10 protein-coding genes are annotated in these 19647 nt (G+C 69.9%); 3 read left to right on the top strand and 7 right to left on the bottom strand.

The genetic code is table 11. The features are described from left to right. Positions 1-57: 57 nt before the first annotated feature. From AB0L64_RS04745 to AB0L64_RS04725, 5 genes are all read right to left on the bottom strand, one after another. Positions 58-2835: a glycoside hydrolase family 2 TIM barrel-domain containing protein gene (locus tag AB0L64_RS04745; protein WP_363707712.1), complete on the bottom strand. Its 2778-nt coding sequence runs from the start codon at positions 2833-2835 to the stop codon at positions 58-60. A gap of 97 nt (positions 2836-2932) precedes the next feature. Further along, entirely contained in the window at positions 2933-4714 is a 1782-nt protein-coding gene (locus AB0L64_RS04740; protein WP_363707710.1) for a sialidase family protein, read from the bottom strand. A 126-nt stretch (positions 4715-4840) separates the two neighbouring features. Next, entirely contained in the window at positions 4841-5278 is a 438-nt protein-coding gene (locus tag AB0L64_RS04735; protein WP_355699703.1) for a Fur family transcriptional regulator, read from the bottom strand. A 13-nt stretch (positions 5279-5291) separates the two neighbouring features. Further along, positions 5292-7988: a type I DNA topoisomerase gene (topA, locus tag AB0L64_RS04730; protein WP_363707707.1), complete on the bottom strand. Its 2697-nt coding sequence runs from the start codon at positions 7986-7988 to the stop codon at positions 5292-5294. Between the two features lie 289 nt (positions 7989-8277). Beyond that, positions 8278-9624 carry an alpha/beta hydrolase gene (locus AB0L64_RS04725; RefSeq protein ID WP_363707705.1) on the bottom strand — a complete coding sequence of 449 codons (1347 nt, stop codon included), beginning with the start codon at positions 9622-9624 and terminating at the stop codon, positions 8278-8280. A 156-nt stretch (positions 9625-9780) separates the two neighbouring features. Between AB0L64_RS04725 and AB0L64_RS04720 the strand changes: the two genes are divergently transcribed. Both AB0L64_RS04720 and AB0L64_RS04715 read left to right on the top strand, forming a co-directional pair. Continuing rightward, complete coding sequence (locus tag AB0L64_RS04720; RefSeq protein WP_363707703.1) at positions 9781-13416, top strand: NPCBM/NEW2 domain-containing protein; 3636 nt, start codon at positions 9781-9783, stop codon at positions 13414-13416. Between the two features lie 87 nt (positions 13417-13503). Beyond that, entirely contained in the window at positions 13504-14946 is a 1443-nt protein-coding gene (locus AB0L64_RS04715) for a methyltransferase (RefSeq protein WP_363707701.1), read from the top strand. Here the strand turns inward: AB0L64_RS04715 and AB0L64_RS04710 are convergent. Together AB0L64_RS04710 and AB0L64_RS04705 are read right to left on the bottom strand one after the other, a co-directional pair. Then, a complete protein-coding gene (locus tag AB0L64_RS04710; protein ID WP_363707699.1) occupies positions 14909-16489 on the bottom strand; it encodes a GGDEF domain-containing protein in 1581 nt (526 codons plus the stop codon). The genes AB0L64_RS04715 and AB0L64_RS04710 overlap by 38 nt on opposite strands. 36 nt (positions 16490-16525) lie before the next feature. After that, the gene (locus AB0L64_RS04705; protein WP_363707697.1) at positions 16526-18127 is read right to left on the bottom strand and encodes a GGDEF domain-containing protein; all 1602 of its coding nucleotides are present in this window, start codon (positions 18125-18127) and stop codon (positions 16526-16528) included. 212 nt (positions 18128-18339) lie between these two features. Between AB0L64_RS04705 and AB0L64_RS04700 the strand changes: the two genes are divergently transcribed. Continuing rightward, positions 18340-19647, top strand: coding sequence for a CHAT domain-containing protein (locus AB0L64_RS04700; RefSeq protein ID WP_363707695.1), 1308 nt, complete (start codon positions 18340-18342; stop codon positions 19645-19647).

Genomic DNA, 19647 nt, shown 5'->3' with positions numbered 1-19647 from the left:
GACCGGGGTTGGCGAGTGAGCGCGGGAGCCACCAGTTGGTGAGTGGCTCAGGTCCGCTCAGGCGGTGGTGAAGCGGAGGGTGATTGCGGCCGGGGCCGTCTTGAGCTTGTCGCGGTCCGGGAGGGCGGGGCCGCAGGCGGCGGTGCCGACGCCGGTCTGGGCGAGGTCGAGGGTGACGTACGTGGTGTCACCCGGGACCAGGTCCGCGGTGTGCTTCGCGTTCTCCAGGTCGGCCGACGTCCAGTCGCGGACGGTGAGGCCGAAGAGCTGGTCGACGGCCTCGATCCGCAAGCCGTCGAGCTGGGCCCAGCGGGTGTCGATGCGGTGGCCGTTCTCCTGGGGGCGGACGTACGGCGTCTGCAGCTCGGCGACCGTGGCGGAGTACTTGCCCACCGCGGCGGCCTCGCGCGTGTCGACGTACGCCTCGTTCGGGCCGGTGCCGAACCACTCGACCTGCTGGACCTTCGGCAGCTCGAACGTGATGCCGAGCCGCGGCAGCACCTCCGGGAAGAGCCCTTCCGGTACGACGCTCAGCTCCAGAACAACTCCGCCGCCCACGGCGGTCCAGCGCCAGGTGCTGCGCAGACCCCACTGCAGCGCCGGCGGCGCGGTCCGGGTGACGACCTCCCAGGCCCCGTCGCGCTCGCCCTGCGACACGACCCGGTGCTGCACCCGGTGCAACCCGTCCTCGCGCCAGGCCGCCGCGACACCAGGAATCGCGTCGTTGTCGATCGGCGCCCGCCAAACATCCAGCCGAGCGTTCTGCACGCCCGCAACGCTGATCCCGGCAACACCGGCGTCACCGACGGCCGGTGCACCGCTGACCACGCCATCGGCAGCAGCCGGCTCGTCCAGGCGGATCTGGCCCCAGGCGATCCGGTGCCCCGCCTCGGCCCAGGACGTCGCCTCGGTGAGCTCAGCGGTGACCGTCACCCAGGTCTCGGGCTTCGAGGCATCCACCGACGGCAGATCGACCGTGACGGTCTCCCCGGCCGCGATCACCGGAACCGTCAGCGTCCCGGAGTCCACCTGCGAACCCTCGGTCTCCACCGAGTAGCGGAAGGTCAGGTGACCGGTGCCGAGGACCTCGTAGCGGTTGGTGATCGACACCCGGTTGCCGTCGGCAACGATACGCAGCGGCTCGATCACCTTGATGTACTCGTGCATACCCGGCGACGGCGTGCGGTCCGGGAACAGCAGGCCGTCGCAGACGAAGTTGCCGTCGTGGATCGTCTCGCCGAAGTCCCCGCCGTACGCGTAGACCTCACGCCCGTCGATGGTGGTCCGCAAACCGTGGTCGATGAACTCCCAGATGAACCCGCCCTGGCAGCGCGGGTACTTCTCGAACACCTCGCGGTAGTCGACGAGCCCGCCCGGGCCGTTGCCCATCGCGTGGCCGTACTCGCACAGGATGAAGGGGATCCCGCGGTAGAGCGAGCTGTCCGCGCCGATCTCCGCGCAGCCCTCGGGCGAGGTGTACATCCGCGAGTAGATGTCGACCCACTCGGCCTCGGTGTCACGCTCGTAGTGCACCGGACGCGACGGGTCGAGCTCCTTGACCAGGTCGTACATCGCCTTGAGGTTGTCACCCATGCCGCACTCGTTGCCGAGCGACCAGATCACGATCGACGGGTGGTTCTTGTCCCGGTGCACGGTGCGCCGCATCCGGTCGACCAGGTCGTCGCGGAAGCGCTCGTCCATCACCGGGTTCGGCAGCTTCGGCGGCTGCGGCTCGTACCCGAATCCGTGCGTCTCCAGGTCGCACTCGTCGATGACGTACAACCCGTACTCGTCGCACAGCGACAGGAAGTGCGGGTGCGGCGGGTAGTGGCTGGTCCGGACCGCGTTGATCCCGGCCCGCTTCATGATCAGGACGTCGTCCAGCATGTCCTGCTCGGTCAGCGAGCGACCCCGGTCGGGGTGGAACTCATGCCGGTTGACGCCGTTGAACAGCACCCGGTTGCCGTTGACCGTGAAGATCCCGTCGACGATCGCGACCGTCCGGAACCCGATCCGCAGCCGCACCTCGCCGCCGGCGGTCCGCAGTACGGCGTCGTACAGCCGCGGCGCCTCGGCGCTCCACGGCTGCACGCCCTGCACCCGGGTGTGCTCGCCGGTCGGCAGCTCCAGCCCGAGCTCGGGGACGGTCACGGTGCCCGGTACGTCGGACTCGACGAGCAGCGTGCCGGCGCCGTCGACGTGGTCCCAGGCGGCCTTGACGAAGACGTCGGTCGGCGCGTCCGGGCGGAGCGCGAGCAGGTTGACCTCGCGGAAGATCCCGGACAGCCACCACATGTCCTGGTCCTCGACGTACGAACCGGTCGACCACTGGTGCACCCGCACCGCGATCCGCGCTTCGTTGCCCGGAGCAACCAGATCGGTGACGTCGAACTCCGACGCCAGCCGGGAGCCGGACGACCAGCCGGCCCACTCGCCGTTCACGTACACCGCGAACCGCGAGTCCACGCCCTCGAACCGCAGCACGACCTTGGCGCCCGCGAAGTCCGCCGGCACCGTCACGGTCCGGACGTAGTCGCCGGTCGGGTTCTCGGTCGGCACGTACGGCGGCTCGAGCGGGAACGGGTAGACGATGTTCGTGTACGCCGGCGCGCCGTACCCGTTCAGCTGCCAGTGGCCCGGGACCGCGAGCGTGTCCCAGCCGGAGGTGTCCGGGTCCTTCAGGTCGTCCGGCGCGTCCGCCACGGTCGGGGACAGCCGGAAGCTCCAGTCACCCGACAGCGGCAGCCGCCCGGAGTCGTCGTCCAGCCAGGCGCGCGGGGGCAGGACGTTGGCGCCGGAAGCAAAGTCCTCGACGTAGCTGTGGTCATGAGTCACAACTCAGGAGCCTAAGCCCTCCCTGTTCATGAATCCACACCGATCAACAGATATGGACAGCCCTGACCTGATCAGGCCAGGGCTGTCCGGGACTCTCCTAGCCGGTGGTGGCGCTGAAGATGTCGTTGTTGCCGAACGTTGCCGGGCAGTCTCCGAGCGGCCACGGCGCCGGCAGCACGACCTGGCCGGCCGTGGCGGACGCCTGACGCCATACGTCGATCGCGGGGCAGTCGGCGGTACGGCGGACATCGGTCCACACGCCGGCCCCATAGGTGCGAGTGGCGATGGCGTACACGTAGTCGCCGAGGAACTCGTTGTACAGGATCCGGCCCTGCGACGTCCCGCGGGCGTCACCGTCCGGCCCCGTGTAGTCCGTCGTCCAGGCACCTGGCGCACCACCTGCCCCGACCGCCGCACTCTGCAGCACTCCGTGCTCCGGCCGCGGGTTGGCCGTGGTCGTCTGGAACGGCTGCGTGAACGCCTGGGACACGACGTAGATCCGGGCGCCGTTCGGGCTGATGGCCGGAGCGGCGTACGACGTGATGTCGCCGGGCGGCGAGATCGGCGCCGGTGGACTGAACGAGTTCGCGCCGTTGGTCGAGTAGGCGAGGAACGCGTGCTCGTGGTCCGGGCCGTCGCGGCCGTCGACCCAGACGTCGACGATCTCGTTGGTCGCGTCCACCCCGGTCGGCGCCCCGTTGGCGATGTCCACGCTCGGCATCGCGGCCAGGTCCGTGCGGGCACCGGCGACACCGTCGATGACGCACCGCCCGCTCACCGGGTCGGTGTGGAAGCACGGATCCGTGATCCGCACGACGTCTCGCGGCTGCCGCCAGGTCTGACCACCGTCGTACGAGCTGATCACGGTGTGGAAACCGGACAGGCTGGTCCCGCCGAAGTGTGTGAAGAACACGTGGACGACGCCGTGGCTGTCGGTCCGGACAGTGCAACCGTCGTACGCCCCCTGCTTCGCGTTGGCGATCGCAGGTGCGACCTGGTGCTGCTTCCAGGTGACGCCGCCGTCGCGCGACGTCGACACCATCGGCTTCAGCGGGAACGCGTTGCCGCCGCTGAAACTGTGGAAGTCGGAGTAACAGACGTAGACGTTGCCGAAGAACGGGCTCGAGGATGCGTTGTCCGCCCAGACCTGCTCCTTGTCGAGGCCGGAGCTGAACGCCGCGTGCGGCGCCGCGAAGTACGGCCGCGACCAGTTGCGCTGATCGGCGATCCGGGCCGGTGTGACGTTGTCGATGTGCGACACGTTCACCCCGAAAAAGCCGTTCTGGCTCGCGCCGGTGTTGCGCATCACGGTATCGGTCAGGTTGGTCGACAGGCTCGAGAAGTACAGCCGGTCACCGTTTGTCCAGGAGAACCCGTTCGGTCCGGGCGCCGGGCCGAAGGCGACGCCGGTGTCGCTGCGCGAGCGCAGTCCGTTCTCGTAGTAGTTCGGCACCGTGTGGATCGGTCCGAGGTGCGGGACACACGGCTCGATCGTGGGACTGCAGTCCGCCGCCGTCAGGCCGCGGTACGTCGGCTGGATCCAGGTGTGTCCGCGGTCGAACGAGAAGTGCACCCCGGACAGGCCGACGCCCAGGTTGAAGGTCCCCAGCGGGAACGAGCAGGCCGCGTGCTCGGTGGCCGCGAGCCGCGAGCAGGGCTGCATGTCGACCAGGTCGTTGGACCCGGCGGCGAGCACGTCCGTCCGGATCGCGCTGACCGCCAGGGACGGCTCGTTCGACGAGTTCCGCGGGTGAAGGTTGGTGGGACTGGCGACGCTGACGAGAGCGTCCACAGCCGGGGCGGAGTTAGCTGCCGGTACTCCGATCGCGCCGAGCGCCAGAGCAGCTGCCAGGATCAGACATCGTCGCAGGGAACGCACGGGGGACTCCTCTCCGCGCGGCCCAGGTCCGGGCAAGCGGAGCGTTCACCACAGGTTTGGCCTGGGCCGTGACAAACGTGTCCGGCGCCAGCGTAAATCCGCGACGGCCCCGCGCGAAGATGTCGCTCAGGTGTTCTTGGCGCAGTTCTGGCACACGCCGACCAGGGCCACCTGTTCGGGGGCGAGGTGGAAACCCAGCTCGCGGGCGACCTTCTTGCGGGCGGATTCGAGGATGTCGCCGGGGGCGTCGTACACCGTGCCGCACTCGGAGCAGCGCAGGTGCAGGTGCCGCGGAGCGAGGTCGCCGGCCAGGTGGTACGTCGTCCCCGCCCGGCCGAGATGCACATGCGTGACCAGGCCGAACTCGCCCAGCGCGTCGAGCGCCCGGTAGACGGTGGCGCGGTGGATGCCCGGCCGGAGCTGCTCGGCCCGCTCGCCGATCTGCTCGGCGCTCAGGTGCTCCTCGGTCCCGGCCAGCACCTCCACGACCGCGAGCCGGGCAGGCGTGACCCGCTCGCCCCGCTCCCGCAACCGCTGCGCGCTGACCTCGACCGCACTCGTCATGGGCGCCGCTCCCTCAGGACTTCTTGGCTGCCGTCTTCTTGGCCGCCGTCTTCTTCGCAGCGGTCTTCTTCGCGGCCGTGGTCTTCTTCGTGGTCGTCTTCTTGGCCGCCGTCTTCTTCGCGGCCGTCTTCTTCGCGGCCTTCTTGGCGGTCTTCTTCACCGGGCCGCGGGCGCGCTTCTCCGCGAGCAGCTCGGCCGCGCGCAGCAGCGAGATGGTTTCCACCGAGTCGTCCTTGCGGAGCGTCGCGTTGGTCTCCCCGTCGGTGACGTACGGACCGAAGCGGCCCTCCTTCACCACCACCGGCTTCTTGGACTCCGGGTCCTCGCCCAGCTCCTTCAGCGGCGGCGCGGCAGCCCGGCGACCGCGCTGCTTCGGCTCGGAGTAGATCTTCAGCGCCTCTTCGAGGGTGATGTCGAACATCTGCTCCTCGGACGACAGCGACCGCGAGTCCGTGCCCTTCTTCAGGTACGGCCCGTAGCGCCCGTTCTGCGCGGTGATCTCGTCACCGGACTCCGGGTCCTTGCCGACCACGCGCGGCAGCGACAGCAGCTTCATCGCGTCGTCGAGCCCGACCGATTCCAGCGTCATCGACTTCAGCAGCGACCCGGTCCGCGGCTTGGCGCCCTTCGGCGCGTCCTCCGGCAGCACCTCGGTCACGTACGGCCCGAACCGACCCGCCTTCGCGACCACCTTCAGGCCGGTGTCCGGCGCGTTGCCCAGCTCGTGCTCGACACCCGACGGCTGCGCGAGCAGCTCGTGCGCCTTGTCGACGGTCAGCTCGTCCGGCGGCAGGTCCTCCGGTACGTTCGCGCGCCGCTCGTCCTTGTCCTCGACGTACGGCCCGTACCGCCCGACGCGGACGACGATGCCGCTGTCGTCGCCGCCGACAGCGAACGTCGACATCTCCCGGGCGTCGATGTCGCCGAGGTCGGTGACCATCGACTTCAGGCCCTCGAGGTCGTCGTCACCGAAGTAGAACCGGGACAGCACGCCCTCGCGCTGCAGGTCACCGGCCGCGACCTCGTCGAGCACGTCCTCCATCGTCGCGGTGAATGCGTAGTCCACCAGCCGGGTGAAGTGCTCCTCGAGCAGCCGGACGACGGCGAACGCCAGCCAGGCAGGAACCAGCGCCTGGCCCTTCTTGTAGATGTACTTGCGGGCCTGGATCGTGCCGATGATCGAGGCGTACGTCGACGGCCGCCCGATCTCCCGCTCCTCCAGCTCCCGGATCAGCGTCGCTTCCGTGAACCGCGCCGGCGGCTTCGTCTCGTGCCCCGAGGCCAGCACCTCGACCGCGGGCAGGACGTCGCCCTCCTCGACGTTCGGCAGCCGGGTCTCCTGGTCGTCGGTGCCCGCGGACGGGTCGTCCGCGCCCTCGACGTACGCCTTCAGGAACCCGTGGAAGGTGATCACCCGGCCGGACGACGTGAATTCGCACTGCTCGCCGGTCGATGCGGTCGCGTCGATCCGGATCGAGACGCTGTTCCCGGCGGCGTCCTTCATCTGGGACGCGATCGTCCGCATCCAGATCAGCTCGTAGAGCCGGAACTCGGCGCCGCTCAGACCGGTCTGCGCCGGAGTCTGGAAGGTCTCGCCGGCGGGGCGGATCGCCTCGTGCGCCTCCTGCGCGTTCTTCACCTTGGAGGTGTAGACGCGCGGCTTGTCCGGCAGGTACGACGCGCCGTACAGCTCCCGGACCTGGGCTCGGGCGGCGGTGATCGCGGTGTCCGACAGCGTGACGCTGTCGGTACGCATATAAGTGATGTTGCCGTTCTCGTAGAGCCGCTGGGCGACCTGCATGGTCTGCGACGCGGACATGCCGAGCTTGCGGCCGGCCTCCTGCTGCAGCGTGGTCGTCCGGAACGGCGCGTACGGCTTGCGGGTGTACGGCTTGGACTCGATCGACCGGACCGTGAACTGCGAGTCGCGCAGCGCGGCGGCCAGCGCGGTCGCGGTCTCTTCGTTCAGATGGACGGTGTTGGCGCCCTTGAGCTCGCCGGTCGAACTGAAGTCGCGGCCCTGCGCCACCCGCTTGCTGTCCACCGAGACCAGGCGGGAACCGAACTGCCGCGGCGTCCGGCTCTCGCCGGCGTCGAGGGTTGCGTCGAGGTCCCAGTACGACGCGCTGCGGAAGGCGATCCGCTCGCGCTCGCGGTCCACCACCATCCGGATCGCGACGGACTGCACCCGGCCCGCCGACAGCCTCGGCATGACCTTCTTCCACAGCACCGGGGAGACCTCGTACCCGTACAGCCGGTCCAGGATCCGGCGCGCCTCCTGGGCGTCGACGAGCGCCTCGTCGATGTCCCGGGCGTTGCCGACCGCGTCCTGGATCGCCTTCGGGGTGATCTCGTGGAACACCATCCGGCGGACCGGGACCTTCGGCTTCAGCTCCTCCAGCAGGTGCCAGGCGATCGCCTCGCCCTCGCGGTCCTCATCGGTCGCCAGGAAGAGCTCGTCGGCGCCCTTGAGCAGGTCCTTGAGCTTGCGGATCTGCGCCTTCTTGTCGGCGGGCACGACGTACAGCGGGTCGAAGTGGTCCTCGACGTTGACGCCGAGCCGGGCCCACGGAAGGCCCTTGTACTTGGCGGGGATCTCGTCCGCCCCGCTCGGCAGGTCGCGGATGTGGCCGAAGCTGGACTCCACCACGTACCCGGACCCGAGGAAGCCGGCGATCATCCGCGCCTTCTTCGGCGACTCGACGATCACCAGACGGGTCCCTGCCGCTGTCTTCGTCCCTGCTGCCCCTGCCACTGCGCTCCCTACTCTCGTCCTGCCGACAACGTCTCGTCTGCGACGTCTGTTCCCCCGAGCACAGACCGACCCTGCCCGAGGACAGGGTAAGGCCGACGGCAACGCGTTTTCTCAACGCACGGTAACCGCTGACGGCCCCTGCATGCCTCCGAGGGTGCCAGAAAGTGTCGAACACCCCACCGTCACCGCGCGTTGCCACACCGCCACAGTGTGCCCCGGGCGACGGCTACGAGCGTACGCCGTCTCAGCGGGCGAAGCGCACTTCCGGGAATTTCGGCGACTCGCCCCGGAGCAGCAGCGCGGGGCGGCGGCGCAGCGTCTGGTCGAAGAACGCGGCCAGGTACTCGCGCTGGGCGAGAACGCTGCGGGCTGGTTTCGCGCTGCCGACGAGGGCCTTCATGACCGAGGTGATGATCGGGTCCTCGCCGTAGATGTCGTGGAACAGCTGGGAGAAGACGAACTGGTAGTCGGTGAACGCCTTCTGCTTGGTGCTCAGCAGGGTCAGGTTCAGCTTGCCGCCGCGCTGGGCCTCCCAGAAAGTGGCCCATGACTTGTCGTAATGGTCCTTGCCCGGATCGGTCCGCTGCGTCTCGGCCGAGCCGAACAAGAGGAACGGCCGATCCAGTCCGCGCTCTGCGACCTCGCCGAGCGGTCCCTCGAGCCGGTCGTCCTGCAGCGTGCCGTCCAGGTCGACGCCGGCCAGGAACCGCTCGTCCTCGAGCATCGTGTTCGCGGCCGCGTATCCCCCGAGCCCGAACCCGAAGATGCCGGTCTTCCGGAGGTCCAGCGCCGCGGCCAGCCCGCCCGGCAGGTCGGCGCCGTCGGCATCGACGTTCTGGCCGCCGGCGATCCGCTCGAGCTGGTCCAGAACGAACCGCGCGTCCGCGGTCCGGGTCGCGACCGCCTTCCGGATCGCCTCCGGATCTGCCGGCTCGGGCGCCGGCGCCCCCGGCAGGAACCGTCCGCCCGGGAACTCGACCGGCGTCTCGTGCGTGTGGTCCATCGTCACCACGACGTACCCGCGGCTGGCCAGGTCCTCCACCTGCGCCGTGTTCACGAACCGGCTGTACTGATAGCCCGGCGAGAACAGGACGACGGGATGCCGCAGCCGCTGCACCGGTACGCCGACCCGCGCGTGCGTCTCGGTGTTCGCGAAGTCGAACGACCCGCTGGGCAGCGCGAGCCCGTACTCGCCCGTCCACGCGGCGTCCACCTCGACCGCTGTCTTCGGCGGCATGTAGTTCGCGAGCGGTGCCGCGCCGAACATTCCCGCCGGGTACCAGAGGCCGATCATCAACTCCCGCTGCCCACTGGGCATGCTGGGGTCCGGACGCGACCGGTCGATCAGGTGAACCGCCGTCGTCCCGAGCGCCTTGCGCCCGGTCGGCTGCGGCAGCCGGAAGCGCACCGGGTGGAAATCCGGGTTGAGACGGTGGGCGGCACCGTCGTCCGGGTAGCTCGGCGAGGCCTCTGCCAGGCCCGGGACTGCCGCTGCTGCGCCCGCGGCCAGAGCGGCCGTCAGGCCGGCCCGCAGGACGCGCCGCCTGGTGAGGCTGTGACTGCTGAGGCTGATGGGACGCGAGTTCGCCATGCGCTCATCGTCATCGGCCCGATTCACCCCGTGATCGCGACACCGTCTCAACTTCATGAAGGCCGACCTGATGACAACACGTCGCGGGTGAGCTTCAATGTGCGCATCTTGTTCATTGATGCGTGAAGTGAGGCAGTCGTGAGCATCTTTGTCCGCATGAAACGTTCAGTAGTCGCCTTGGCCCTACTAGCGGGTGCACTTGTGCACACGGCCGGTTCCGCACAGGCCGCCGGCACCACGCTCGGTGACGTCACCGGCTTCTCCGCCGACCAAGCGACGTACACCCTCAGCGCCGGGACCGCGAAGGTCCGGGTCGTCTTTCTCGAGGACGACGTGTTCCGGCTGTGGATGGCGCCGGACGGGAACTTCACCGACCCCGCGACCACCGGCGAGGGCTCGAAGATCGTCACCAAGACCGACTACGGCACCCCGCGGACGTCGTGGCGGGATCGTGGCTCCTACTACTCGCTGACGACCGGCAAGATCGAGGTCCGGGCGCAGAAGCAGCCGCTGAAGTTCTCGCTGTACCGCTCGAACGGCCAGCTGGTGTGGTCCGAGGCCGCGCCGCTGTCCTGGACCGACACCTCCACCACGCAGACCCTCGGCCGCGGCGCCGACGAGCAGTTCTTCGGCGGCGGCATGCAGAACGGCCGCTTCTCGCACCGCGACCAGACGATCAAGATCTCCCGGGACTTCAACTGGGAGGACGGCGGCAACCCGAACGCCTCGCCGTACTACATGAGCACCGCCGGGTACGGCGTACTCCGCAACACGTTCAGCCCGGGCAGCTACGACTTCAGCAGCCCGGTGGCGACAACGCACGACGAGAAACGGTTCGACGCGTACTACTTCGTCGGCGACCTCAAGACCTCGCTCGACCGCTACACCGAGCTCACCGGCCGGCCGTTCATGCCGCCGATCTACGGGCTCGAGTACGGCGACTCGGACTGCTACAACCGCGGTCACTACGCGACGGACCCGGACCCCAGCAACGACTGGAAGGTCAACCCGGACAAGGTGACGACGCTGGACGCGGTCAAGGTCGCGCAGCGGTTCAAGGACGAGGACATGCCGGGCGGTTGGATGCTCGTCAACGACGACTACGGCTGCGGCTACTCCGACAACACCGAATCCGAGCAGGTCGACGGCACCTGGTGGGGCAAGCGGGACATCCCCGCGCTGAAGCAGGCCGGCGACGAACTGCGGGCGCGGAACATCCAGATGGGCTTGTGGACGCAGTCCAACCTGGACCGGCAGCCGGCCGAGGTCGGGGACGCCGGGGTCCGGGTGCGGAAGCTCGACGTCGCGTGGGTCGGCCCGGGGTACCGGTACGCACTGACCGCCTGCGACACCGCGCACGACGGGATCGAGCAGTACAGCAACGCCCGCGGGTTCGCGTGGATGGTCGAGGGCTGGGCAGGCGCGCAACGCTGCGCGGTCCAGTGGACCGGCGACCACAGCGGCTCGCTCGACGCCATCAAGTGGCAGATCCCGGCGATCACCGGGTCCGGCAACTCCGGGATCGCCTACAGCGCGGGCGACGTGGACGGCATCTTCGGCGGATCGGCGACGTCGTACGTCCGGGACCTGCAGTGGAAGGTGTTCAACCCGGCGTTCATGAGCATGTCCGGCTGGTCGACCCCGGCGTACAAGCAGCCGTGGGCGTACGGCGATCCGTACACCTCGATCAACCGCAAGTACCTGAAGCTCCGCGAGCGGCTGCTGCCGTACTTCTACACCTACGCCGCCGAGGCGCACCGGACCGGCGCACCGCTGAACCGGTCGCTGGTGCTCGAATACCCGACCGACCCGAAGACATGGGACGACACGACCAAGTACGAGTTCCTGGCCGGCAAGGAGTTCTTGGTCGCGCCGATGTACGGCGCGGACGAGGTGAAGAACGGGATCTACCTGCCCGCGGGCCGGTGGATCGACTACTGGACGGGCCGGGTGTACCAGGGCCCGACGACGGTGAACGGGTACCACGCGCCGCTCGACACCCTGCCACTGTTCGTGAAGGCGGGCGCGGTGGTGCCGATGTGGAAGTCCGGGATCAACACCGCCGCCGAGCAGCGGCCCGGTGACCCGATCGGCGTCGACATCTACCCGTCCGGCAAGTCGTCGTTCAGCATGTACGAGGACGACCGCGTGACCCGGTCGCCCAAGTCCGCCACGCAGACGTTCGCGGTGGACGCGCCGACCACGGGCCGCGGCGACATCACGGTCACCATCGGCGCCAGCATCGGCTCGTACGACGGCAAGCCCGCCAACCGCCCGTACGACCTCACGCTCCACACGGGCAGCGCTCCGCACAACGTCTCTGTCGACGGCAAGCCGGTCAAGTGGACGTACTCGAACGGAATCATCCGCATCCAGACCGCGGCGATTTCCACCGCACGCAACGCCGTCGTCGAGATCAGCGGCACCTCCGCGGTCGGCGGCCCGGACGTGACGAACACCTTCGGCACACCTGAGCTCAGCACACCGTCGCTCTGGAACGCTCCGGGCCAGGCGACCGAGGTGACTGCGACCTTCCGCAACGGCACCGCGACGACCGTGCGCGACGTCCGGCTGGACGTCCAGGTGCCGTCCGGGTGGAGCGTGGCAGGCGCGAACACCTTCGCCTCTGTGGATCCGGGCCGGACCGTGACGACCAAGCTGCAGGTCACCCCCGGCGCGGACGTGAAGCCGGCGAGCTTCACGTTGACATTGAAGGCATCATACGTTGCTCAGGGCAACAAGTACGCGAACACGGCGACGGGGACAGCGCAGTTGCCGTACGCATCGGTGTCGCAGGCCGCGAACGTGGTCGGCGTGAGCGACGCGTCGACGTACAAGCAGGGCAACTTCGACGGGTCGGGCAACAGCTTCAACGGCGAGGCTCTTGCGGCGGCCGGGTACACGCCGGGCGCGACCGTGAACGTGCAGGGCGCCGACTTCACCTGGCCGAGCGGCGCACCCGGTACGCCGAATCTGGTCAAGAACCAGTCGGCGCCGATCCTCGTGTCCGGCACCGGATCGCATCTCGCTCTGCTGGGTGCGGGCGCCAGCCTGAACGCCCGTGGCACCGTGACGATCATCTACACCGACGGGTCGACGTCCGAGGGGACGTTCCAGCTGCCGAACTGGTGCTGCCAGGACCCGACCACGGGCGGCGCGAAACTGGCCGTGTCGGTCAAGGGGCGGTACACCGCCGCCGGGTTGAGCAACACGACGACAGACTACCGGGTGTTCTACACCGCCGTACCGCTGGATCCCGGGAAGACCGTGAAGGCGATCAAGCTGCCCGGCGGCGGGCTGGGCTTCTTCGCCGCGACGATCGCCGACAAGCCGTTGCCGCCGGCACCTACCGGGGAGAACTGGGTCAGCGACCTGGAGTTCCTCGACTCCACCAACGGGTGGGGGCCGGTCGAGCGTGACCACAGCAACGGCGAGGACGCGGCCGGCGACGGCGGGCCGATCACGCTCGACGGCGTCCAGTACGCGAAGGGGCTGGGCGCTCATGCACCGTCGTCGGTCAGTGTCCGGCTGGGCGGCAACTGCACGAGCTTCACCAGCAAACTGGGCATCGACGACGAGATGGAGGACCGCGGCAAGGTCACCTTCAAGGTCCTGACCGACGGCACCGCCAAGTACACGTCGGAACAGCTCACCGGTACGTCCCCGACCGCCACCACGACGGTCGACGTCACCGGCGCCCAGACCCTCACCCTGCAGGTCACCGACGGCGGCGACGGCAACACCAGCGACCACGGCGACTGGGCCGACGCCAAACTCACCTGCAACCCGTAGACCTTGAACACCCTGGTGGCCGTGGACACGTCATGACGTGTTCACGGCCACCACTTCTTGTGCAAGGTCGGGTGGGAGGATGTGGGGATGGTGGAGTTGACGGGGAAGGTGGTGGACGGGTTGCGGGCGGCGTTCCGTGGCGCGGGGTACACCGTGGACGGGGTGGCCGAGCGGCTCGCGGTGCAGGCGAACGCCGCGTTGGCGCGGAACGAGACGGCGCCGGCGTTTCGGCGTACGGCGTCGGGGGATGCGCTCGACACGATGATCCGGCTGTTCCTGCTGCAGCGCGCAGCGCCGGAAAACCTTGTGGACAAGGCGTTTCCGGGTGTTGATCTGGTAGGCCTGGGCGTCGTCGAGCGCAGTGGGGGCGACGTACGGGCACTCCTCGACATTCGGCCGTTCGCGGAGGATGGGCGGGAGTGGTGGGTGGTTGCCGACCTCACGCCGGGGCTCGACGGGCGCCGGGAAGCGATGCGGTCCGATTACGTGCTCGGGATCGCGCCGGCCAGCCTGAGCCTCATCCAGCTCACCGTCCCGATCAAGGCCGAGCGGGCTCTCGACATCGGCACCGGGTGCGGCATCCAGTCGCTGCATCTGGCGGATCGCGTCAACCAACTGACGGCGACCGACGTGAATCCACGTGCGCTCCGACTCGCGAAAGCGACCGCGGCCCTCAACCACATCGACCTCGACATCCGCGACGGCAGCCTGTACGAGCCGGTCCGCGGCGAGCGGTTCGACCTGATCGTCAGCAACCCGCCGTACGTGATCTCACCGCCCGGCGGCGACCTCACCTACCGCGAGACCGGATTCACCGGCGACGCCGTGGTCGAGCAGCTCGTCCGCCAGGCGCCGGACCACCTCACCGACGGCGGCTGGTGCCAACTGCTCGCCAACTGGACCTGCGTGCGCGGCCAGGACTGGCAGGACCGCATCGCCTCCTGGACCGCCAACCGCTCCGCCTGGGCGGTGCAGCGCGAACAGCTCGACCCGCCCGAGTACGTCGAGCTCTGGCTCCGCGACGCCGGCCTGCACGGCTCGCCGCAGTACACGACCCGGTACGACGCCTGGATGCGCTACCTGGACGAGCACGACGTCGAGGCGATCGGCATGGGCTGGATCACCCTGCACAACGTCGAAGGATCGCTGCACGCGGAGTCCTGGCCGTACGAGATCGAGCGCCCGATCGGCCCGCACGTCCTGCACCGCTTCGAACGCCTCGAAGGCCTCCCGGCCGACCTCACCGCGCTGCACCTGCGCGTCGCCGACGACGTCGTCCAGGAGACCGCCGGGCAACCAGGAGCCGAGGACCCGGCGACGATCGTGCTCCGCCGCCAGCGGGGCATGCGCAGAGCCGAGCAGGTCGACACCGTGCTGGCCGGCTTCGTCGGCGCCTGCGACGGCGACCTGAGCGCCGGCCAGATCCTCGCCGCCCTGGCCGACCTGATGGACCGCCCGGTGGTCGACGTCCTGTCGGACTACCTGCCCCAGGTCAGGCACCTGGTCGTGGAAGGCTTCCTGGACTACTGAGCGCCCGCCGGCGCCGGCGCTTCTCGGCGTACATGCGCCGATCGGCCTCGGTCAGCAGCTCGGCGACCGGCGTACCGTCCGTGCTGCTCGCCTGGCCGACGCTCAGCCGCAGCATCGCGAACCACGGCTGCTCCGCGCGTGCCGCCTCGCGATCGGCCGCGCCCTTGATCCGCTCGACCAGCTCGGGCGCACCGCGCTCGTCGGGGTTGTCGAGGACGACGACGAACTCGTCCCCGCCCGCCCGCGCCACGACGTCCTCCGCGCGGCACTGCTCGGTCAGCAGCGTGCCGACCCGGCGCAGGACGTCGTCGCCGCTGGCATGACCGTAGCTGTCGTTGATCACCTTCAGGTTGTCCACGTCGATCGCGAGCACCGCGATCGAGCGGCCGGAGTCCTGCGCCACCGACATCCGCTCGTCGAGCGCGCGCCGGTTCCCCACGCCGGTCAGCGGATCCTCCCGCGCCGCCCGCCATTCGGCGTCGTGCCGGATCGACAGCTCGTGGCTGGCCAGCGCGCTCCGGACGGCGTACAGCCCGCGCAGCCGCTCCGCCCACCATCCGCGACTGATCGCCCGCGCGTACTGCAGCCCGGTCACCGCGCCGGGGTCACCGGACTCCGCGATGATCTGTACGGCGGTGTGCCGGATCAGTGCCTCCACCGGCGGATCGGACGTCGGCGGCAGGTCGCTCGCGGCCCGGTCCGCCGCGTCCATCGCGTCCCCGCCCCGGCCGAGCGCCAGATACGCCTTGGCCAGGTAGGTGCCCGCGATCGCGGCCAGCTCCAGGTCGCCGAGCTTGGCCAGCTGGTCCCGGCAGTCCTTCAGGATCACCGCCGCCTCGTCGGCCTCCGCGGCGTCGTTGCTCGCCGCGAGCCACATCCGTCCGGCGATCGGCCAGTACCCGAGCAGGTCGGCGGCGAGGATCACGTCAACCGCCGCACCCGCCCAGCGGTGCGCCTCCCGGCGGCGTTGCCGGATCTCCTCGTCGTATGACGTGTCGCCGAGCCGCTCGAGCTCGTGCGCCCAGCGCAGATTCGACTCGGCCAGGTTCAGCCGGTTGATCGCCGGCGCCTCGGACAGGCCGAGCGGGTCGTGGTCACCGTCGGCGGCGAGCTCGAAGTGCGGGATGCACAGCTCGTACAGCCGGAGCAGGTCGTAGGCGTAGCCGAGACCGGTGTGCGCCCAGCCGGCCAGGCCGAGGTCCCGGGTCCGCGACAGCGCGTTCTCCGCGGCGACCAGGTCGGCGACCGAGTCACCGCCCTCGCCGGTGCGGATCAGCGTGACGATCCGCAGCGCGATCGCGTTCGCCTCCCAGCCCGGCTCGTCGATCGCGCGGGCGACCCGGATACAGCCGTCGACGGCGTCCAGCGCCTCGACGGAGTCGGTGGCGTGATGCGCCGCGACGGCCCGGACGTACTCCGCGGCGGCCCGCTCGTGACTCGGCTCCGGGCCGAGCTCGGCGAGCAGCGCGTTCAGCTCCAGCGCCGCCTCGGCCGGACTGCCCGACTGCGCCCGCGTCATCGCGTCCGCGATCCGCGTCGTCACCCCCGACGTCTCCCGCACCACACCGCCCGCCCTTCGTCACTTCTTGCGGCGCTTCTCCTCGTACAGACGCTGGTCCGCCCGGGAGATCAACTGCTCCACACCGATTCCTTCGGCCGTCGCGGCGTACCCGATGCTCACCCCGAGCCGACGCAGCCACGGCCTGTCCGTCGTCGCCGCGATCGCCTCGAGGGCGATCCGGATCCGCTCGGCCAGCTGCGCGCCGCCCTTGGCGTCGGGCTGGTCGAGGACCACGAAGAACTCGTCGCCACCCGATCGAACCACGGCATCGGTGGCCCGCGCCTGTTCTACCAGGAGATTTGCCACAACCTGCAGCAATTCGTCCCCGCAGGCGTGCCCGAACGTGTCGTTGACGAGCTTCAGGCCGTCGACGTCGAGCGCGAGCAGCGTCACCGCCCGGCCCGAGTCGCGCGCCGCCGTCAACCGCTCGTCCAGCGCCCGGCGATTGCCCACGCCGGTCAGCGGATCCTGCCGTGCCGCGTGCCATTCGGCGTCGTGCCGGGCCGGCAGATCGTGCACGGCAAGCGCATGCCGTACGGCGTTCAGCGCGCGCTGCCGCTCCTTCCACCAGCTCCGCGCGACCGAGCGGGCGTAGGCCAGGCCGGCCACCGCTCCCGGCGTACCGCCCCCCGCCTCGATCTCCGAACGGGTCTGCAGGACCAGCACGTGGGTCGATGGATCGGCCAACGGAATCAAGTCGTCGGCGGCCCGGTCCGCGGCAGCCTTGGCCTCGTCGGGTTTCCCCTGCGCCTGCAGGGCCCGGGCGAGGTAGGCGCCGGCGAGCGCGAGCCGCTCGGTCTCCCCCAGCTTGCTGATCTCGTCGCGCAGCTGGGTCAGGTCGGCGACCGCGCGGGCCGGGTCCTCGGCGGTCACGGCCGCGGCCAGCCAGAGCCGGGCGCTGAGTCTCCAGAACTCCTGGGTCTCGTCGTCGACCAGGACGTCTTCGGCCTCCCGCGCCCAGTACGCGGCGGACGCCAGGCGCTCTTCGATCTCCTTTGTATACAACGGATCGCCGAGCCGCTCGAGTTCGTGCGCCCAGCGCAGGTAGGTCTCGGCGAGGTTCAGGCGGTCGATGGCGAGCGACTCGGCCAGCTCGAACACGTCGTCGTCCAGCCGGGTGGCGAGCTCGTAATGCGGTATGCACAGCTCGAAGAGCCGCAGGACGTCGTACGCGTAGCCGAGACCGGTGTGCGCCCAGGCGGTGAGGCCCGGGTCGTCGGTGCGGTTCAACGCCGCTTCGGCCGCGACCAGGTCGTTGACCGTGTCACCGCCGCGGCCGCTGCGGGCGAGGTTGATGATGCGGATCGGCAGTGCGTTGGCTTCCCAGCCCGGTTCGTCGATCGCGCGGGCGATGTCGATGCAGGCGTCGACCGCCCGGAGCGCTTCGTCCGCGTCACTGGCGTGGTGCGCCGTCACTCCCCGGACGTACTCCGCGGCGGCCGCCTGGTAGCTCGGCACCCCGCCCAGCTCGGCCCGGATCGCGTCGATCTCCGCGGCCGCCGTCGCATGCCCGCCCGACTGGGCCGCCGTCATGGCAGCGGCGATCCGAACGGTCAGCGGGTCGTCCGCCGCCATCTCGCCATTGCCCATACCGCCGACGGCCCTTCCCTGATCCGTCACCCGCACCTCGGGCCGGACCGCCCATTGTGACCACCTACCCCACATCCTGTCACGACCCGATCAGGCCAACGGCCACCTAGTGCCACCCGAACCGTACTCGGCGTATCGCTTTTCACTTGCTGTCATCGCCGCTGCGCTGGCCCGAGGACCTGCGTCACCTTAGGGTGAGCAGTCGGGTGCCGAGCGTTCTGGGGGACGCGTTGGAAGATCACATGCGCAGGCTGGACGAACTGGCGGCGGCCGATGCTCGTCGGGGCGGCGAGCGGATCGCCTTCGAGCGGGAGTGGGACGAGCTGCTGGCGGAGATCCGGCGCATCGACGGCTTCTCGGGCTTCCTCCGGCCGCCGGGCCTGGACGAGCTGCGGCGGGCCGCGTCCGGTGGGCCGGTCGTCGTGGTCACGGTCGGCCGGCTGCGGTCCGACGCCGTGATCCTGGCGGCGGATGGTGTCGAGCGGGTGATCCAGCTGCCGGCGACGTACGACGACACCGTCGAGGAGGCGCTGGGCTACCTGCAGACCGTTCACGACTTGGAGGTCGCGCGGCAGGTTGCGGCCGAGGCCCAGCGCCCCTTCCTGGACGGCGACCGGTCGCTCGCCTCCATCCAGGCGTTCCACGCCGCGGCGGCACAGTTGCATACCGAGCGGATTCGCGCGGAAGGAACCATCCTCGAGGTCCTCGACTGGCTCTGGACAGCGATCGCGGAGCCGGTCCTCACGGCGCTCGGACACACGACGACACCCGAGGGCGACACCTGGCCGCGGCTGTGGTGGTGCCCGTCCGGCCTGCTCACCGCGATGCCGCTGCACGCCGCCGGGCGGTACGCCGCGGACGCCACCGGCGACACCGTCCTCGACCGGGTCGTCCCGTCGTACACGCCGACCGTCCGAGCGTTGCTCGAGGCAACGAAATCGCCGGTCGGCACGGTCGATCCGGGGCTCCTGGTGGTCGCGGCCCCCGACGTTCCCGGCCAGACTCCACTCCCCAACGTCGAGCGCGAGGTCGAGCTCCTGACCCGCCTCTTCGCCGGCCGCAGCACGGTCCTGTACGGCGAGGCGGCCACCACGACCGCCGTACCGGCCGAGCTGGGCCGCCATCCCTGGGTGCACTTCAGCTGCCACGGGAACCAGGACGTCACCGACCCGTCGAACGGCGGCCTGATCCTGCACGACGGCACCTTGACCGTGCACAGCATCACCGGCGGCACCTACCAGGGCGAGCTGGCGTTCCTGTCGGCCTGCAAGACGGCGACCGGTGGAGTCGAGTTGCCGGACGAGGTCATCACGCTGGCGGCAGCCATCCACTACGCCGGCTACCGCCAGGTCATCGCCACTCTCTGGTCCGTCTACGACCCGACCGCCGCGGATGTCGTCGAGGCGGTCTACACCGAGCTCGCGGGCAACGGCGGCCGGCCGGACAGCACCCGAGCCGCACAGGCTCTGTACCGCGTGGTCCGCCGCTTGCGTGACCGCTACCCGACCAGCCCGAGCGTGTGGATGCCGTTCATCCATCTCGGGCCCTGA

It is taken from the genome of Kribbella sp. NPDC051936 (assembly GCF_040680955.1).
Lineage (GTDB): Bacteria > Actinomycetota > Actinomycetes > Propionibacteriales > Kribbellaceae > Kribbella.
Note: the sequence above shows the minus strand (reverse complement) of the source record. Positions and strands in the feature narration are given on the sequence as shown.

What these genes read in the sequence shown, in the direction of transcription:
- AB0L64_RS04735 (WP_355699703.1), bottom strand. Translation starts at nt 5,278, where the DNA reads ATGACGAGTGCGGTCGAGGTCAGCGCGCAGCGGTTGCGGGAGCGGGGC.
- AB0L64_RS04725 (WP_363707705.1), bottom strand. Translation starts at nt 9,624, where the DNA reads ATGGCGAACTCGCGTCCCATCAGCCTCAGCAGTCACAGCCTCACCAGG.
- AB0L64_RS04720 (WP_363707703.1), top strand. Translation starts at nt 9,781, where the DNA reads ATGAAACGTTCAGTAGTCGCCTTGGCCCTACTAGCGGGTGCACTTGTG.
- AB0L64_RS04715 (WP_363707701.1), top strand. Translation starts at nt 13,504, where the DNA reads ATGGTGGAGTTGACGGGGAAGGTGGTGGACGGGTTGCGGGCGGCGTTC.
- AB0L64_RS04700 (WP_363707695.1), top strand. Translation starts at nt 18,340, where the DNA reads ATGCGCAGGCTGGACGAACTGGCGGCGGCCGATGCTCGTCGGGGCGGC.